The following is a 14,490-nucleotide window of genomic DNA, read 5'->3' on the forward strand; positions in this document are numbered from 1 at the left end:
CTCCCTTAAATCTTTAAATATTCATTAAGCATGGATCGTCGGTAAATTAAAGTTCCTTCTTTACGACCTTTCTGGGTATGAACCTTAGCTCCTCGCTGTAAACATCCATATCTGCATTGCCAATAACCCTCACGGTTACTCCATTCAGATCCTCCACACGTTCTTCAAGTGCAGATTCATCTGCAGACTGGTTGATAATGTTCACAACCTCATCTGTTGTCATTTCAAGGATACTCTCTGCCTCCCTTCCAAAGAAGGTTATCATGACCTCACCGGTGTCGTCCATGATCCTCCCGGGGATCATGAGGAGGTAGCGTGGTTCATCCACCAGTTCCCCGCAGAAGTTGCATATGTTCTCATCGCTGAGATCAAGCCTCTCATTGCAGGATGGGCACTTTATGGAGAGAATCCGTCTTCCTGACATCTCGATCAGCTCACCCTCTATGAGGACGTTCCTTGAATCCTCATCCAGATCCGCAATATCACGGTGGGGATAGAGCATCTCCTGGAGTTCATCGAAGGATGGGAGACCCTCAAGGTCCCTCTCGCTGGCCGGTTCAATCCTTGAACTGTTTCCTATGCTGAGTTTCAAGTCTTCCACCACCCATATCATCCCTGAAAACCACCCGGGGATTTTCTATCTTGACGGGGTCCCCTATGCTCAGGGGTTTCTCAGCAGCATCGTCCCAGAGGCTGGCCCTTATTGATCCCGTGTCATCAGCGAATTCAGCTGTCCTCACAAGTCCGGGGGTGCCGTCACCCCTCTGGAACTCCCTGGGTTCAAAGAGGTCAACGACCCTTGCAATTATCCTTATGTTCCTGTCGTCCTCCTCGAGGTCGGCTATTTTCTTTGTCTGATAGAGCATCTCCTCAAGTTCCTCAAAGGATGGAAGGTCCTCCATGTCCTCTGGCAGGGGGTTCACTATCCTTGTTGTTCGTCCGGCGCTGAGTTCCACGCTGTAGAGTCCAAGCCTTATGCGTGCGTTTTCTATTCTGACTGCGTCGCCGATATTCATGGGTTTCTCGGCCTTTTCATCCCAGAGACTGATCCTTATCTTGCCTGTCTCATCGGCAAGTTCCATTGACCTCACGATTCCGGTCCCGTCTTCCCTCTCAAATTCGCGGGGGTCACTGAGGCTGAAGATCCTTCCAACGACATCGACTTCCTCTCCCTCATCCTCCATTTCAAGTATCTCAGATATCTTCATTGGCCTCATCTGTTCCCTGTACTCCTCAAGGACCTTCAGCAGTGCACCGTCGGATTCAGGGTTGAGGGTGATGCGGGTGTTGAAGTTCGTGTTTATCCTGTAGGACTGGTTGAAGTCATCGAACTCGACATTGGCACCTGATATCCTGATGATATCCCCCTTGTTGATTTTGATGCGTGTATCCTCATCCCAGAGGGTTACCCTTGCAGATCCCGTGTCATCGGCTATCTCAATGGACTTCACAGAACCTGTTGTGCCGTCGTTTCTCTCAAATTCTACCGGGTCATTGACCTTTGTCACAAGGCCCATCACAGTGACGTTTCTCATCTCATGGAGGTCCCCTATCTTCACGAGCTCCTCCCTGAATTCAGGTACATCGTATTCACCCGGCACCACCCTTGTGAGGCTGGTGTGGGTGAGGGTAACCTTATCGTCCCTTCTCCTTGGCTGGGCCCAGAGTATCTTCACTGCATCACCCTCCTTCAGTCCCAGTTCCTCAACGAGGTTTACGTCATTGTTCCAGAGGGTGTAGGTCGTTGAACCCGTTGCATCCATGATGTCCAGGGAGATGAACCTGCCCTCCCTTCCGTCCCTCTCAAAGGTCCTTACACGGGATACTCCTGTGATCCTTGCTATGACATTGACCTCATCATCCTCCACCAGATCTCCTATCGGGGTTATCTCCTCACGGTACTCAGGGAATTCAGGGTAGTCCTCGGGGTCAAGGACCTCCACGGTGGATCTTGGCATGAGGTGGGCCTCCTTCCTGCCGCCGAATCCTCCCCTTATGTTAACATCCTTTATCCTTATCACATCGCCCTCCCTGAATTTCTTGAGGAGCTTGATGTTCTCTGTCCAGAACACTGCCCTGAGTTCACCTGTATCATCTGCGATTATCACGTTGGCGAGTTTCCCCTCCCTTCCCTTCCTGGTGGTGAAGGTCCTGGGGCTTGATATCTTCATGACCCTCCCTGTCACAGGGGTTTCGGCTCCCTCCTCAAGCTTGGATATTGTGTCCATCCTGTGTTCGGGTTTCTCGGATAGCATGGTGTTTTTTTCCTTCAGGATATCATCAACGACTGTCGATGCAATGGTAAGGTCATCCATGAATCCTATGTCCCCTAATTCCTCTTTCTTTTTTTCTATGAGTTCCTCAAATTCCTCAGGGGAGATCCTGTCCTTAATTCTTTCATATTCCCTCTTCAATTCTTCCTTCATTTTGGTCCCTCACTTGATTAATAATATCACGCCCCGTCTATAAAAGACTTGGTGAGCTCCTGAAAACTAATAAGTTATTACTATATATTTAAATCTTATTATCAAAGTATTTATAGGGCCGGGTGAAAATATAGATGTAAAATTCAGACGAGTTTTTCAGTATGAAGGCGAAAGACAGTTATCCAGTGAACATATGGGGACATCAGAAGGTTAAAGAGGCTCTAATTTTCACAGACTGCCCCATGGACCACTTGCTGGAACCTTTATGAACCCTTCAATTATTCTGCTAAAGGAGGATAGAAGATGTCTATGACTGTTTCTGAGAAGATACTTGCCAGGGCTTCAGGTAAGGATAGGGTGGAAGCCGGTGAAATAGTTATGGCGGATATAGATGTTGCGATGACCCATGACCTCACAGGTCCCCTGTCGGTTGAGTCCTTCAGGGCCATAGGTGAGGATAGGGTCTGGGACCCTGAAAAAATCGTTGTGATATTCGATCACCAGGTCCCTGCAGACTCCATTGAAGCCGCCCAGAACCACATGATAATGAGGGACTTCGTAGAGGAGCAGGGAATACGGAACTTCTATGACGTTCGTGAAGGCGTCTGTCACCAGGTGCTCCCTGAGAAGGGCCATGTTGTGCCCGGTGAGGTCGTGGTGGGTACAGACTCCCACACCTGCACCCACGGGGCCCTCGGAGCCTTCGCAACGGGTATAGGTTCAACAGATATGGCCATGGTATTTGCAACTGGGAAACTTTGGTTCAGGGTCCCTGAAACCCTGAGATTTGATGTGAGGGGAAAACTCAGGGAGCACGTCTATGCAAAGGACGTCATACTGAACATAATAGGGAGGGTTGGTGCCGATGGCGCAACCTACATGGCCTGTGAATTTGCAGGTGAAACCGTTGCAGAAATGAGTGTATCCGACCGTATGGTCCTCTCAAATATGGCAATAGAGATGGGTGGTAAGACAGGAATCGTGGAACCTGACGAAAAAACCCTGAACTATGTCAGGAGGAGGTCAGGTAAACCCTGGAGGGTCTTCAAAACAGACCCTGACGCTCCATCCCTCAGTGTCATGGAGGTCGACGTGAGTGACCTTGAACCCCAGGTCGCCTGTCCACACAATGTGGACAATGTGAAACCCGTCACCGAGGTGGAGGGGACAGAGATAGACCAGGTCTTCCTTGGTTCATGCACAAATGGAAGGCTCAGTGACCTCAGGGACGCTGCCGCCATACTGAAGAACAGGAAGGTCTCAGACAGTGTCAGGATGCTCGTCATACCTGCCTCCAGGGAGGTCTACCGCAGGGCCCTTGACGAGGGACTGATTGAGATATTCGTGGATGCAGGAGCCCTGGTATGCAACCCCTGCTGCGGCCCCTGCCTCGGAGGACACGTTGGACTGGTCGGACCAGGGGAGGTGAGCCTCTCAACCTCAAACAGGAACTTCAGGGGGAGGCAGGGAAGCCCCGAAGCAGAGGTCTACCTCTCCTCAGCAGCCGTGGCAGCCGCATCTGCAGTGAAGGGCAGCATAACCCACCCTGGGAGTCTGAAGTAGAGGTGATGGTAATGAAAGGAAAGGTTTGGAAGTTCCCGGACGACGTGGACACTGACATAATCATACCCGGAAGGTACCTTGTAATGAGGGACCCTGAGAAGCTGAGGGAACACGTGATGGAGGGTCTGGACCCTGAATTCCCGTCAAAGGTGAAACCCGGTGACTTCATCGTCGCCGGAAAAAACTTCGGGTGCGGTTCATCCAGGGAGCACGCCCCCCTGGCCCTGAAGGGTGCCGGGATAGCCGCGGTAATCGCAGAGTCCTTTGCAAGGATATTCTACAGGAACGCCATAAACGTTGGAATACCCCTCCTTGAGGCCCCGGGGATAACAGAGAAACTCAATGAGGGTGATGAGATAGAGGTGGACCTCGATAGGGGTGTTATAATAAGGGGAGATGATGAATTCCCCTTCAAGAAACTCCCGGACTTCATGGTTGAGATACTCGAGAAGGGTGGTCTTATACCCTACCTCAAGAAAAAGGGAGACTTTAAAGGGTGAAATCAATGAAGATAGCAGTCATACCCGGTGATGGAATCGGAGTGGAGGTGATGGAGGCAGCCCTCCACATCCTGAACACCCTCGACCTTGACCTTGAATTCATACATGCAGATGCCGGTGATGCCTGCCTTAAAAGGACAGGGACGGCACTGCCAGAGGAGACCCTTGAAGCCGTGGGTGAAGCCAGGGCAACCCTCTTCGGGGCTGCGGGTGAAAGCGCAGCTGACGTTATAGTCCGCCTGAGGCGTGAATTTGATCTTTTTGCGAATTTGAGGCCTGTTAAGTCCCTGCCAGGTGTCCCCTGCCTCTACCCGGACCTTGACTTTGTGATTGTGCGGGAGAACACCGAGGACCTCTATGTCGGTGACGAGGAGTACACCCCTGAGGGCGCCGTTGCAAAAAGAATCATAACAAGAACCGCCTCCAGGAGAATCAGCCAATTCGCCTTCCAGTACGCCCAGAAAGAGGGCATGCAAAAGGTAACAGCAGTCCACAAGGCCAACGTACTCAAAAAAACCGACGGAATCTTCAGAGACGAATTCTATAAAGTGGCATCAGAATACCCCCAGATGGAGGCCACCGACTACTACGTGGACGCCACAGCAATGTACCTCATAACCCAGCCCCAGGAATTCCAGACCATCGTCACAACCAACCTATTCGGAGACATACTATCAGACGAAGCCGCAGGACTCATCGGAGGACTCGGACTCGCACCATCAGCAAACATAGGAGAAAAAAACGCACTATTCGAACCAGTGCACGGATCAGCACCCCAAATCGCAGGAAAAAACATAGCCAACCCCACAGCCATGATACTAACAACCACACTAATGCTAAAACACCTCAACAAAAAACAAGAAGCCCAAAAAATAGAAAAAGCACTCCAAAAAACCCTTGCAGAGGGTCTTGTGACACCGGACCTCGGTGGGAAGCTTGGCACCATGGAGATGGCTGCCGAGATAGCCAGACACCTGGAGGATTGATATTCATGCGTACAGAGGACGTCAGGAGAGACATACCCCTCCTCAGGGATCATGTCTACCTCGACGCTGCCAGCACAACCCCCACTCCACTCCCGGTTGTCAGGGCCATGACAGAATACTTTAAGGAATACAATGCCAACACCGGGAGGGGGGCCTACTCCCTGGTGCTAAGGGCCACCAGGAAACTCCAGGAGGCCAGGGAGAAGGTGGCTGGGTTCATAAACGCCTCCAGTGATGAGATAGTATTCACCAAGAACACCTCTGAGGCCATCAACATCGTGGCGGGGGGACTCAGGTTCAGGAAGGGGGACTCAGTTGTTGTGCCAAACATCGAACACCACTCCAACTTCCTCCCCTGGCTGAGGCTCCGTGAGAGGGGAGTTGATGTGAGGGTGGTGAAGGCAGATGAAGGGGGAGTGGTGGACCCCGGCAGAATAGAGGACGCCGTTGATGAGACCACAAGGCTCGTCACCGTGACCCACATCTCCAATGCCCTCGGTACGGTGCAGGACGTGAAGGAGATAGGGAGGATAGCCCATGACGTGGGGGCCCTCTACCTGGTTGATGCCGCCCAGTCGATAGGCCACATGGAGGTTGATGTGAGGGCCATTGGGGCTGACTTCGCAGCATTCCCTGGACACAAGGGGACCCTGGGACCTGTTGGCACGGGATTCCTCTACTGCAGCACTGATGTCCAGGGAGAACTTGAACCCCTGATGCTGGGGGGAGGTACGGTGCTTGATGTCTCAGAGGACGGATATGTGCTCGAGGACTTCCCGGCGAAGTTTGAGGCCGGCACCCTCAACATTGCAGGATTCATAGGCCTCGGTGCCTCAATAGACTACATGAACAGGATAGGAATCAGGAGGATCCAGAAACATGGCATGAAGATGACAGAGGAACTCCACGCTACCGTTTCATCCATCGATGGTATTGAATGCTATGGTGACCCCCAAAATATTTATGGTATCCTCTCCTTCAACATAAATAACATGGACCCCCACGACGTTGCAAAGATTCTTGACGAAACCGCCGGGATCTGTGTTAGAAGTGGTCACCACTGCGCTATACCTGCAATGAAGCACCTGGCGCTCCATGAAACCGGCGGCACCGTCAGGGCATCCATACACTACTACAACACATCAGAGGAAATCCAGCTCCTCGGAGAGACCCTCGAGGAAATAGCAGGGATGGGGTGATTTAATGAATAAGGCACAGGCAATAGCATTACTGATAGTGATAATAATGGTCCTGAGTACCATTGCAGGTGCACTTGTACTCTAAATGGAGGTATTGAATGAAAAAAGTCAGGATAGGGGCTGTTGTAGCTGAGTTTAACTATGACATAACCCATATGATGCTGGAACTTGCAAAGGAACATGCCAGATTCCTTGATGCAGAGATAACCAGGGTGATTGCTGTACCCGGCGTGTTTGACATGCCACTTGCAGTGAAGAAACTCCTTCTGGAAGATGAGATAGACGCCGTGATAACCCTAGGGGCGGTCATCGAGGGAGCCACCGACCATGACCAGATAGTCGTGCAGCACGCCTCACGTAAAATAGCCGACCTGGCCCTTGATTATGACAAGCCCGTGGCCCTCGGAATATCAGGACCCGGAATGACGAGGCTCGAGGCCCACCAGCGCGTTGACTACGCCAAGAGGGCTGTTGAGGCAGCTGTTAAAATGTACAGAAGACTTAAAGAGGATATTTAGTTTCCGGGGAGCTTCCATGGAGATACTCAGGCCATCTGACCTGAAGGAGAGGTTCCAGGACCCCTGGATCTCACCATACCGGAAGGTCCTCACAATGGTGGACAGGGACATGGTTGAGATCCTGGAGTACCACCCCTGCGTTTCAGGGTCAGAGTGGATGATATACCAGTACCAGAGATCCAGCAGACTCATAGAGAGGGCCCGGAGAGACGGTAACAGGCACAGCTACCTTGCACGTACAGGTAAAGCTCCCATAGAACTCCAGGCCAGCCTTAACGCCGCTGGAATAGAGGAGGTGGCGGTTGAGGGTGATGAGGTCCGTGTTGTGCATGCAGGCCTTGCAGGTGCAGGTGTCGGCGCCGCCATGTGCCGGGGCATGGCTGAGGGTGTTAAGAGGATAGAACTCTACGAGGTCGGTGGTGGTTCAAAGCCGGGCCGGGCCGCTGTTATAACCCCCCGCCTTGAGAAGGTTGTTATCGGGATAGATGACACAGACACGCCAGAGAGCGGGGCCACCTGGACCCTTGCAAACAACATAGGACTGGAGGCCAGAAAACAGGGTTTTGAGTACATCGACCATGTCACGGTACAGCTCTACCCCCACAACCCACACAAGACACAGAACTGTGTGTCGGTTGCCCTTGCATTTGCAGTCAGACCCGGTGAAGCAGATAAACTGGTGGCCCTGGTAAGGGACCTCCTCAGGGATAACACCCTCTCAGATAAGACAGCCATGGCAGTCCTGAGGGGTATAGTGGTGCCTGAAAAACTGAGGGAGTACTCTGCAAAATCCAAGAGGACCCTCATGGAAGTGGAGGAAGCCGAAGGGGTTGCCAGGGAACTTGGCGTGGAGCTAATCGAGGTTACCGGTTCTCAGGGCAAGATAGGGGCCCTTGCAGCCCTTGGACTCTACGATGATCCGGAGGAGGCCGCCAGGGTCTACTACTAGTACGGAATAAATCCATGCTACTTATGGGGCTCTTCAGAGGCATCCAGGTGGGCTAGGGAACTCAGACCACCTGATCAGAGCCATACATTCAGGAACCTGCCCTCAGAGGATTTAGCAAAGCGCATATCATCCATGGCCCCGCTCCGGACCTCAATTTTTATTACATGAGCTCCCCAGTAAATCCTGTGATCGGTGTCCTTGCCCCTGAATATTATCCTGCCCGCGGCAACACCATCCACGTAAACTGTGTAGGTCCCATTCTCCATTGCCCCTGTGGTGCGGGCAACCATCCTGTCATCCAGATAGACCCGGACCTCTGCCCCCGGTGAATCATCATCCTGGATTATGATGCCATTGTAGACCGTCAGATTTGAGTCTGAGATGTTTCTCAGTGCATAGACATTGCTGAACACCTTGCGGAGGTTCCCGTCCTGGATAACATCACCCACATTGAGCCCCAGGGCGTTCCTTGCCCCGGATGGTACCCTCATTATGTTGGTTTCGCCTTCCCGTGTCCTGTTAAGTGTATAGGCCTCTCCGGCCAGGAATATGCGGTCGCCGTAATTGAGGTCAAGGGTGTTTATGGCCTCCTCAGGAATTCTTATTGAATTATTTTCATTTTCAAGGGCACTGTCAACTCTGTAGGGTCCCCTGACATCGAATGTCCTGTTTTCATTGCTCTTCTTCCATATTATAAGGTTTCCAGATGTTGGCTCAATGGATATTTTCCCGTCGTCCACCTCCACGGCTCCAAGGAGGGTTGATATCATTGCAATGAGTATGAGGGCAGATATGAGTATGGGGAAGTGCATGTAGATGAAGGACCTCACTGTCTGAAGCTTACCTGCTGAACGCCTGAAAACATAGATGGATCTCCTGATGAGCCTTAAAAAATAGTAGACCGCCATTATAAATCCTGTGAGGGATATTATGACACCCAGGACTGCTGGTATGGCCCTTATGAAAAATATGCTGAAGACCCCAAGGGTTGTGAGTGATAGACCAAGGATGCACATCCTTATTGATTTCCCCATGGAATCCATCATGGTTATTCTGCCGTACTCCAGGGCCCTGTCAACTATTGTCCTAACAACCTCGTTGGCGACGACATTGAGATCCTTCAGGCTCGCCATGTCATGGTGTATGTTCCCGATATCCACCTCCCTCACGGTGAGGCCCAGGACATCGGCGTCCAGTACTATGCCAACATCAACCCCGTAGTCCTCCTCAAATTTCATCTTCTCAAGGGCCGATCTTTTAGCTGCGAACTGTCCGCTCAGGGGCTGTTCAAATTTTATCTCAGGGAAGAAGAACTTAAGAAGGGGTTTGGCTGTTAACTCAGTAACCCTCCCGGCCTTTCTTCTGAATCTGGTCTTTGTGAGGTCGGCCCTCCCCGTTATTATGGGTTTTATCATCCTTTCAATCTTCTCTGTTGTCATGTTCTCAAGGTCAGCGTCGACAAAGACCACTATGTCGCCCCGGGAATGCTTGAAACCTGTTTTTAGGGCTGCCCCCTTTCCGCGGTTGCTTGTATGCCTTATAACAGTGGCGCCTGCATCCTCTGCAGCACCAGCAGTATTATCTGTGGATCCATCATCCACAACGATAACCTCGTCCACCATATCTGATTTTCTGGCTGCTTCAATTACACTTCCAACTGTTTTTTCCTCGTTTAATGCAGGTATAACCACCGATACAGTGTGGCTTTTATCCTTCACTGCTCTGAAAGCGCATAGAAAGAACACAACCATGAGAATGAGCCATGACATCAGTACACCTTCTGATACTCTGTAACTCTCTATTGGTAGAATCCCCTTATATACTGTTATGAAGACCTGTAAATGGTCCCTGCGGGAGGTGCCATCTATTAAATATGACCTCCGATAGATTCTCTATATATAAAGTTAAAGGTGAATCTCCAGATGAAGCCCAGAGTGATGATACTCCTTGGAAGTGCATCTGATTTCAGGATAGCCGAAAAGGCAATGGAAATCTTTGAGGAACTCAGGATACCCTATGACCTGAGGGTTGCCTCAGCCCACAGGACACATGAAAAGGTAAAGGCAATAGTCTCAGAGGCCGTGAAGGCGGGTGTTGAGGTATTCATAGGAATAGCAGGACTATCAGCCCATCTTCCAGGCATGATATCTGCAAACACCCACAGACCCGTCATAGGGGTCCCTGTTGACGTTAAACTTGGAGGGCTCGACGCCCTCTTTGCATGTTCACAGATGCCCTTCCCTGCCCCCGTCGCCACTGTGGGGGTAGACAGGGGAGAAAACGCCGCAATACTCGCTGCCCAGATAATAGGGATAGGAGATCCCGGGGTAAGGGAAAGGGTTGCAGATCTAAGGAGAGGTTTCTATGAACGCGTGCGGAGAGATGAATGTCAGGTGCTCAACAGCATAGAGGGGTCCTACTATGCACCCCTGGAGGTTGAAATGCCTCCCATTGGTGATAAGGTCCCGTCAGATTCCCAGGATGACCCCATGGTATCTGTGATACCTGGCAGCTACTCTGACATGAAGATAGCCAAGAAGACCACCATGTTCCTCGAAAGGATGGGTATAAGCTATGATCTGAACGTCATATCACCCATAAGGTACCCTGAAAGATTTGAGAGGTACCTTGAGAAGATGGAGAACGTGAAGCTCTTCATAGCCATAAGCGGCCTCTCTGCACATGTTACGGGTGCTGTTGTTGCCCTCAGCGACAGGCCGGTGATAGGGGTTCCCTGCCCCCTCAAGATGAACGGCTGGGACTCACTCCTCTCAATGATCAACATGCCGCCGGGTGTACCTGTTGGAACGGTGGGGGTAGGTAACGGTGGTAACGCCGCAATACTGGCTGCTGAAATGCTTGGAATATACGATGAAAAGATAGAATCGAGGATAAAGAGGATAAAGAGCCGTTCCGTTAAGTTCTAAATATGAAAAATGGAGATCAGGATAAAGAGCCGTTCCATAACTTCTGATGGTGATTGAATGAGAAACTTTCTTGATAAAATCGGCGAGGAGGCCCTGGTGGTTGAGGATGAGGTATCAACCAGTTTCGAGGCTGCCAGCATACTCAGAGAGCATCCAAGGGACCTTGTTATACTCAAAAACCTGAAGGAATCCGATATACCCGTCATATCAGGGCTCTGCAATACCCGGGAGAAGATAGCCCTCTCCCTGAACTGCAGGGTCCATGAGATAACCCACAGGATCGTTGAGGCCATGGAAAACCCCACCCCAATCAGTAGCGTGGGGGGACTGGATGGTTACAGATCAGGGAGGGCTGACCTCTCAGAGCTCCCCATCCTCAGGCACTACAGGAGGGATGGTGGACCCTACATAACTGCAGGGGTCATATTTGCCAGGGACCCTGATACAGGGGTGAGGAACGCCTCAATTCACAGGATGATGGTCATCGGTGATGACAGGCTGGCTGTCCGCATAGTACCCAGGCACCTCTACACCTACCTCCAGAAGGCTGAGGAGAGGGGTGAGGACCTTGAAATAGCCATAGCCATAGGTATGGACCCTGCAACGCTCCTTGCCACCACCACCTCCATACCCATCGATGCAGATGAGATGGAGGTGGCGAACACCTTCCATGAAGGTGAACTGGAACTTGTCAGATGTGAGGGAGTCGACATGGAGGTCCCCCCTGCAGAGATAATCCTTGAGGGACGTATACTCTGTGGTGTGAGGGAGAGGGAGGGCCCCTTTGTTGATCTGACAGACACCTATGATGTTGTAAGGGATGAACCTGTTATCTCCCTTGAAAGGATGCATATCAGGAAGGATGCAATGTACCACGCCATTCTGCCAGCCGGCTTTGAGCACCGTCTCCTTCAGGGTCTCCCCCAGGAGCCAAGGATATACAGGGCCGTTAAGAATACAGTCCCCACTGTAAGGAACGTTGTTCTGACGGAGGGTGGGTGCTGCTGGCTCCACGCCGCTGTATCAATTAAAAAACAGACTGAAGGTGATGGTAAGAACGTTATAATGGCTGCCCTTGCAGCACACCCCTCCCTGAAGCATGTCGTGGTTGTGGATGAGGATATAGACGTCCTTGACCCTGAGGAAATTGAATATGCCATTGCAACCAGGGTTAAGGGTGATGATGACATCCTCATAGTTCCAGGGGCCAGGGGTTCATCCCTTGATCCTGCAGCACTGCCTGATGGCACCACCACCAAGGTTGGTGTCGATGCAACCGCGCCCCTTGCTTCAGCTGAAAAATTCCAGAGGGTCAGCAGGTCAGAGTAACCGGGGCCTCAACCCCCTTTTCCTTAAGTTATAAATTCATGGTTAAACATCATCATTCGCTTGAATCTTAATTCAGTCAGTAACAACATCAATTTTGGAGTTGCAGGATCTGCATCTGCCATCAGCGAGTCCAGAGGTATCTGTGATGTAGCCGTTCCTTCTTATAACCACCTCCCCGCAGGACGGACAGTAGGTGTTCTCTGCATCGGTGCCTGGCAGGTTACCGACATAGACGTACTTCATTCCAGCCTCAAGTGCCAGCTCCCTCGCCCTCATAAGCCTGTCAGTTCCTGTGGGTGGCACGTCCTGCATCCTGTAATGTGGGAAGAACCGCGTGAAGTGCAGCGGGACCCTAACTCCGACCTCAGAGACCATGAAGTTTATGAGGGCCATTATATCATCATCTGAGTCATTGTATCCTGGTATGAGGAGGTTTGTTACCTCAATGTGGATACCCATATCATGCATCCTTATGATGTTCTCAAGCACTGGCCCGGGTTTTGCATCACAGAGTTCCCTGTAGAAGGTCTCTGACATTCCCTTGAGGTCAACGTTTGCAGCGTCCAGGAGGGGGCCCAGTATGTCAAGCGCCTCCCTGCTCATGTACCCATTAGTCACATAGACCGTCGAGAGACCCTCGGCCCTTGCAAGTTCCGCTGAGTCAAGGGTGTATTCAAGCCACATGGTGGGTTCATTGTAGGTCCAGGCTATGGACCTGCAGCTGGCGCTGAGGGCATTTTCAACTGCCTCCTCCGGTGAAATGTATCTTGTGGGGAATTCGTCTATCCTGGCCTGGGATATGCTCCAGTTCTGGCAGTACCTGCACCTGAAGTTACAGCCCACACTTCCAAGTGAATATGCAAGGGTCCCTGGATGGAAGTGAAAGAGAGGTTTCTTCTCTATGGGGTCAACGGCTGCCGATGACACCTCCCCATAGGTGAGTGAGTATATCCTGCCGTCCCTGTTCTCACGGGTGAGACAGTAGCCCCTCCCACCTTCAGGTATCAGGCACTTCCTGTTACATACCAGGCACCTGAGCCTGTCATCGACCCCTTCATAAAGTATGGCTTCCTTCCTCATGGCATACCCCCTAGCCGGGGCTGAGATGTTCATAGCCCCTCACATGAAGTTTATATGTAACTCCATCCTTATCAACCATTTCAATTCCACCTCCAACGGTGACCTCACCGATTACATGGAGCTCCATCATGTCAGAGAGTTCTTCCATCCCGGTGGGTGGTGCTGTGAATACCAGTTCAAAGTCCTCTCCATAGTATAGGGCGAGTTCCAGTGGGTCCCTGCCGAGAATGGATGCAATTTCAGGGACCTCCCTGCCCAGGGGCAGCCTATCCTCATATATCCTCATGCCTGTCCCGCTTGCATCCATGAGCTCCCCGAGCTCACTTACAAGGCCATCGGTTATGTCGGTGGCCGAGGATACCAGACCTGATTCTGCAAGGATGAGTCCCTCCTCTATGCGGGCCACCGGTCTGAGGGATCTCTCAACCGCATTTTCAAAGCCCCCTGTATCTCTACCCGAAAGGATGAGTTCTGTCCCTGCTGCACCAACTCCCAGGGGTCCCGTGACAGCCACGAGGTCCCCTGGCCTGGCCCCGGACTTCATGAGGACCATGTCCTTTTCAGCCCGCCCGATGGCTGTTCCTGAGAGTATTATCTCATCGGCCTCGTTTGTGTCCCCTCCGATGAGTGGAGCCTGGTAGTGGCAGCATGCCTCTATCACGCCATCCATGAGGGAGTCAAAGAATTCCAGTTCAAGGTCGGGTAGGGCCACCGAAAGGATGAATCCTTCAGGTCTAGAGCCCATTGCAGCAAGGTCGCTCATGTTAACAGTGACTGTCTTCCAGCCCATGTCCCGTGGCCTTTCAGGGTCAGGGAAGTGTCTGGTCTCAAGGAGGAGGTCAGAGGTTAGTACCAGGAACTCTTCCCCTGCATCAATGAGGGCTGCGTCGTCCCCGAGGCCCATGACCTCTGATGATCCGAAAACTGATCTTGCTCTGGATATTATCCTGGATATGAGCTTTTTTTCTCCAAGGGAGGATATTCTATCATGCATTTTATCAAAAATAGTTGGA

The 14,490-nt window shown here is 51.6% G+C and carries 13 protein-coding genes; 8 read left to right on the forward strand and 5 right to left on the reverse strand.

Going from position 1 to position 14,490, the window contains the following annotated elements; translation table 11 throughout:
• Positions 1–46 precede the first annotated feature (46 nt).
• Together MTH_RS10070 and MTH_RS06625 are read right to left on the reverse strand one after the other, a co-directional pair.
• Positions 47–592, reverse strand: a complete 546-nt coding sequence (locus MTH_RS10070) for a replication factor A-like protein (RefSeq protein WP_010876996.1) — start codon at positions 590–592, stop codon at positions 47–49.
• On the reverse strand, positions 558–2,426 hold the full coding sequence (locus MTH_RS06625) for an OB-fold nucleic acid binding domain-containing protein (protein ID WP_010876997.1): 1,869 nt from the start codon (positions 2,424–2,426) through the stop codon (positions 558–560). Before MTH_RS06625 ends, MTH_RS10070 begins: the two co-directional genes overlap by 35 nt.
• Before the next feature lie 303 nt (positions 2,427–2,729).
• Here MTH_RS06625 and hacA point away from each other — a divergent pair, with 303 nt between their 5' ends.
• The 6 genes from hacA (at position 2,730) to mmp11 (ending at position 8,141) form a co-directional block, all read left to right on the forward strand.
• Positions 2,730–3,989 carry a homoaconitase large subunit gene (hacA, locus tag MTH_RS06630; RefSeq protein WP_010876998.1) on the forward strand — a complete coding sequence of 420 codons (1,260 nt, stop codon included), beginning with the start codon at positions 2,730–2,732 and terminating at the stop codon, positions 3,987–3,989.
• A gap of 11 nt (positions 3,990–4,000) precedes the next feature.
• On the forward strand, positions 4,001–4,489 hold the full coding sequence (locus MTH_RS06635) for a 3-isopropylmalate dehydratase small subunit (RefSeq protein ID WP_010876999.1): 489 nt from the start codon (positions 4,001–4,003) through the stop codon (positions 4,487–4,489).
• Positions 4,490–4,494: 5 nt separating this feature from the next.
• The gene (locus MTH_RS06640) at positions 4,495–5,475 is read left to right on the forward strand and encodes a 3-isopropylmalate dehydrogenase (protein ID WP_048061040.1); all 981 of its coding nucleotides are present in this window, start codon (positions 4,495–4,497) and stop codon (positions 5,473–5,475) included.
• A 5-nt stretch (positions 5,476–5,480) separates the two neighbouring features.
• On the forward strand, positions 5,481–6,674 hold the full coding sequence (locus MTH_RS06645) for a cysteine desulfurase (RefSeq protein ID WP_048061297.1): 1,194 nt from the start codon (positions 5,481–5,483) through the stop codon (positions 6,672–6,674).
• 98 nt (positions 6,675–6,772) lie between these two features.
• The gene (gene ribH / locus MTH_RS06650; RefSeq protein ID WP_010877002.1) at positions 6,773–7,192 is read left to right on the forward strand and encodes a 6,7-dimethyl-8-ribityllumazine synthase; all 420 of its coding nucleotides are present in this window, start codon (positions 6,773–6,775) and stop codon (positions 7,190–7,192) included.
• A gap of 16 nt (positions 7,193–7,208) precedes the next feature.
• Positions 7,209–8,141: a methanogenesis marker protein 11 gene (mmp11, locus tag MTH_RS06655; protein WP_010877003.1), complete on the forward strand. Its 933-nt coding sequence runs from the start codon at positions 7,209–7,211 to the stop codon at positions 8,139–8,141.
• 74 nt (positions 8,142–8,215) lie between these two features.
• Here mmp11 and MTH_RS06660 read toward each other — a convergent pair whose 3' ends face one another.
• Entirely contained in the window at positions 8,216–9,910 is a 1,695-nt protein-coding gene (locus MTH_RS06660) for a glycosyltransferase (RefSeq protein WP_010877004.1), read from the reverse strand.
• 153 nt (positions 9,911–10,063) lie between these two features.
• Between MTH_RS06660 and purE the strand changes: the two genes are divergently transcribed.
• The gene (gene purE, locus MTH_RS06665; protein ID WP_048061041.1) at positions 10,064–11,068 is read left to right on the forward strand and encodes a 5-(carboxyamino)imidazole ribonucleotide mutase; all 1,005 of its coding nucleotides are present in this window, start codon (positions 10,064–10,066) and stop codon (positions 11,066–11,068) included.
• Positions 11,069–11,125: 57 nt separating this feature from the next.
• Positions 11,126–12,397 carry a UbiD family decarboxylase gene (locus MTH_RS06670; protein WP_010877006.1) on the forward strand — a complete coding sequence of 424 codons (1,272 nt, stop codon included), beginning with the start codon at positions 11,126–11,128 and terminating at the stop codon, positions 12,395–12,397.
• Between the two features lie 72 nt (positions 12,398–12,469).
• Here MTH_RS06670 and amrS read toward each other — a convergent pair whose 3' ends face one another.
• Together amrS and thiL are read right to left on the reverse strand one after the other, a co-directional pair.
• Complete coding sequence (amrS, locus tag MTH_RS06675; protein ID WP_010877007.1) at positions 12,470–13,477, reverse strand: AmmeMemoRadiSam system radical SAM enzyme; 1,008 nt, start codon at positions 13,475–13,477, stop codon at positions 12,470–12,472.
• A 10-nt stretch (positions 13,478–13,487) separates the two neighbouring features.
• Positions 13,488–14,471: a thiamine-phosphate kinase gene (gene thiL, locus MTH_RS06680; protein ID WP_010877008.1), complete on the reverse strand. Its 984-nt coding sequence runs from the start codon at positions 14,469–14,471 to the stop codon at positions 13,488–13,490.
• Positions 14,472–14,490: the final 19 nt, after the last annotated feature.

It is taken from the genome of Methanothermobacter thermautotrophicus str. Delta H (assembly GCF_000008645.1).
Taxonomy (GTDB): domain Archaea; phylum Methanobacteriota; class Methanobacteria; order Methanobacteriales; family Methanothermobacteraceae; genus Methanothermobacter; species Methanothermobacter thermautotrophicus.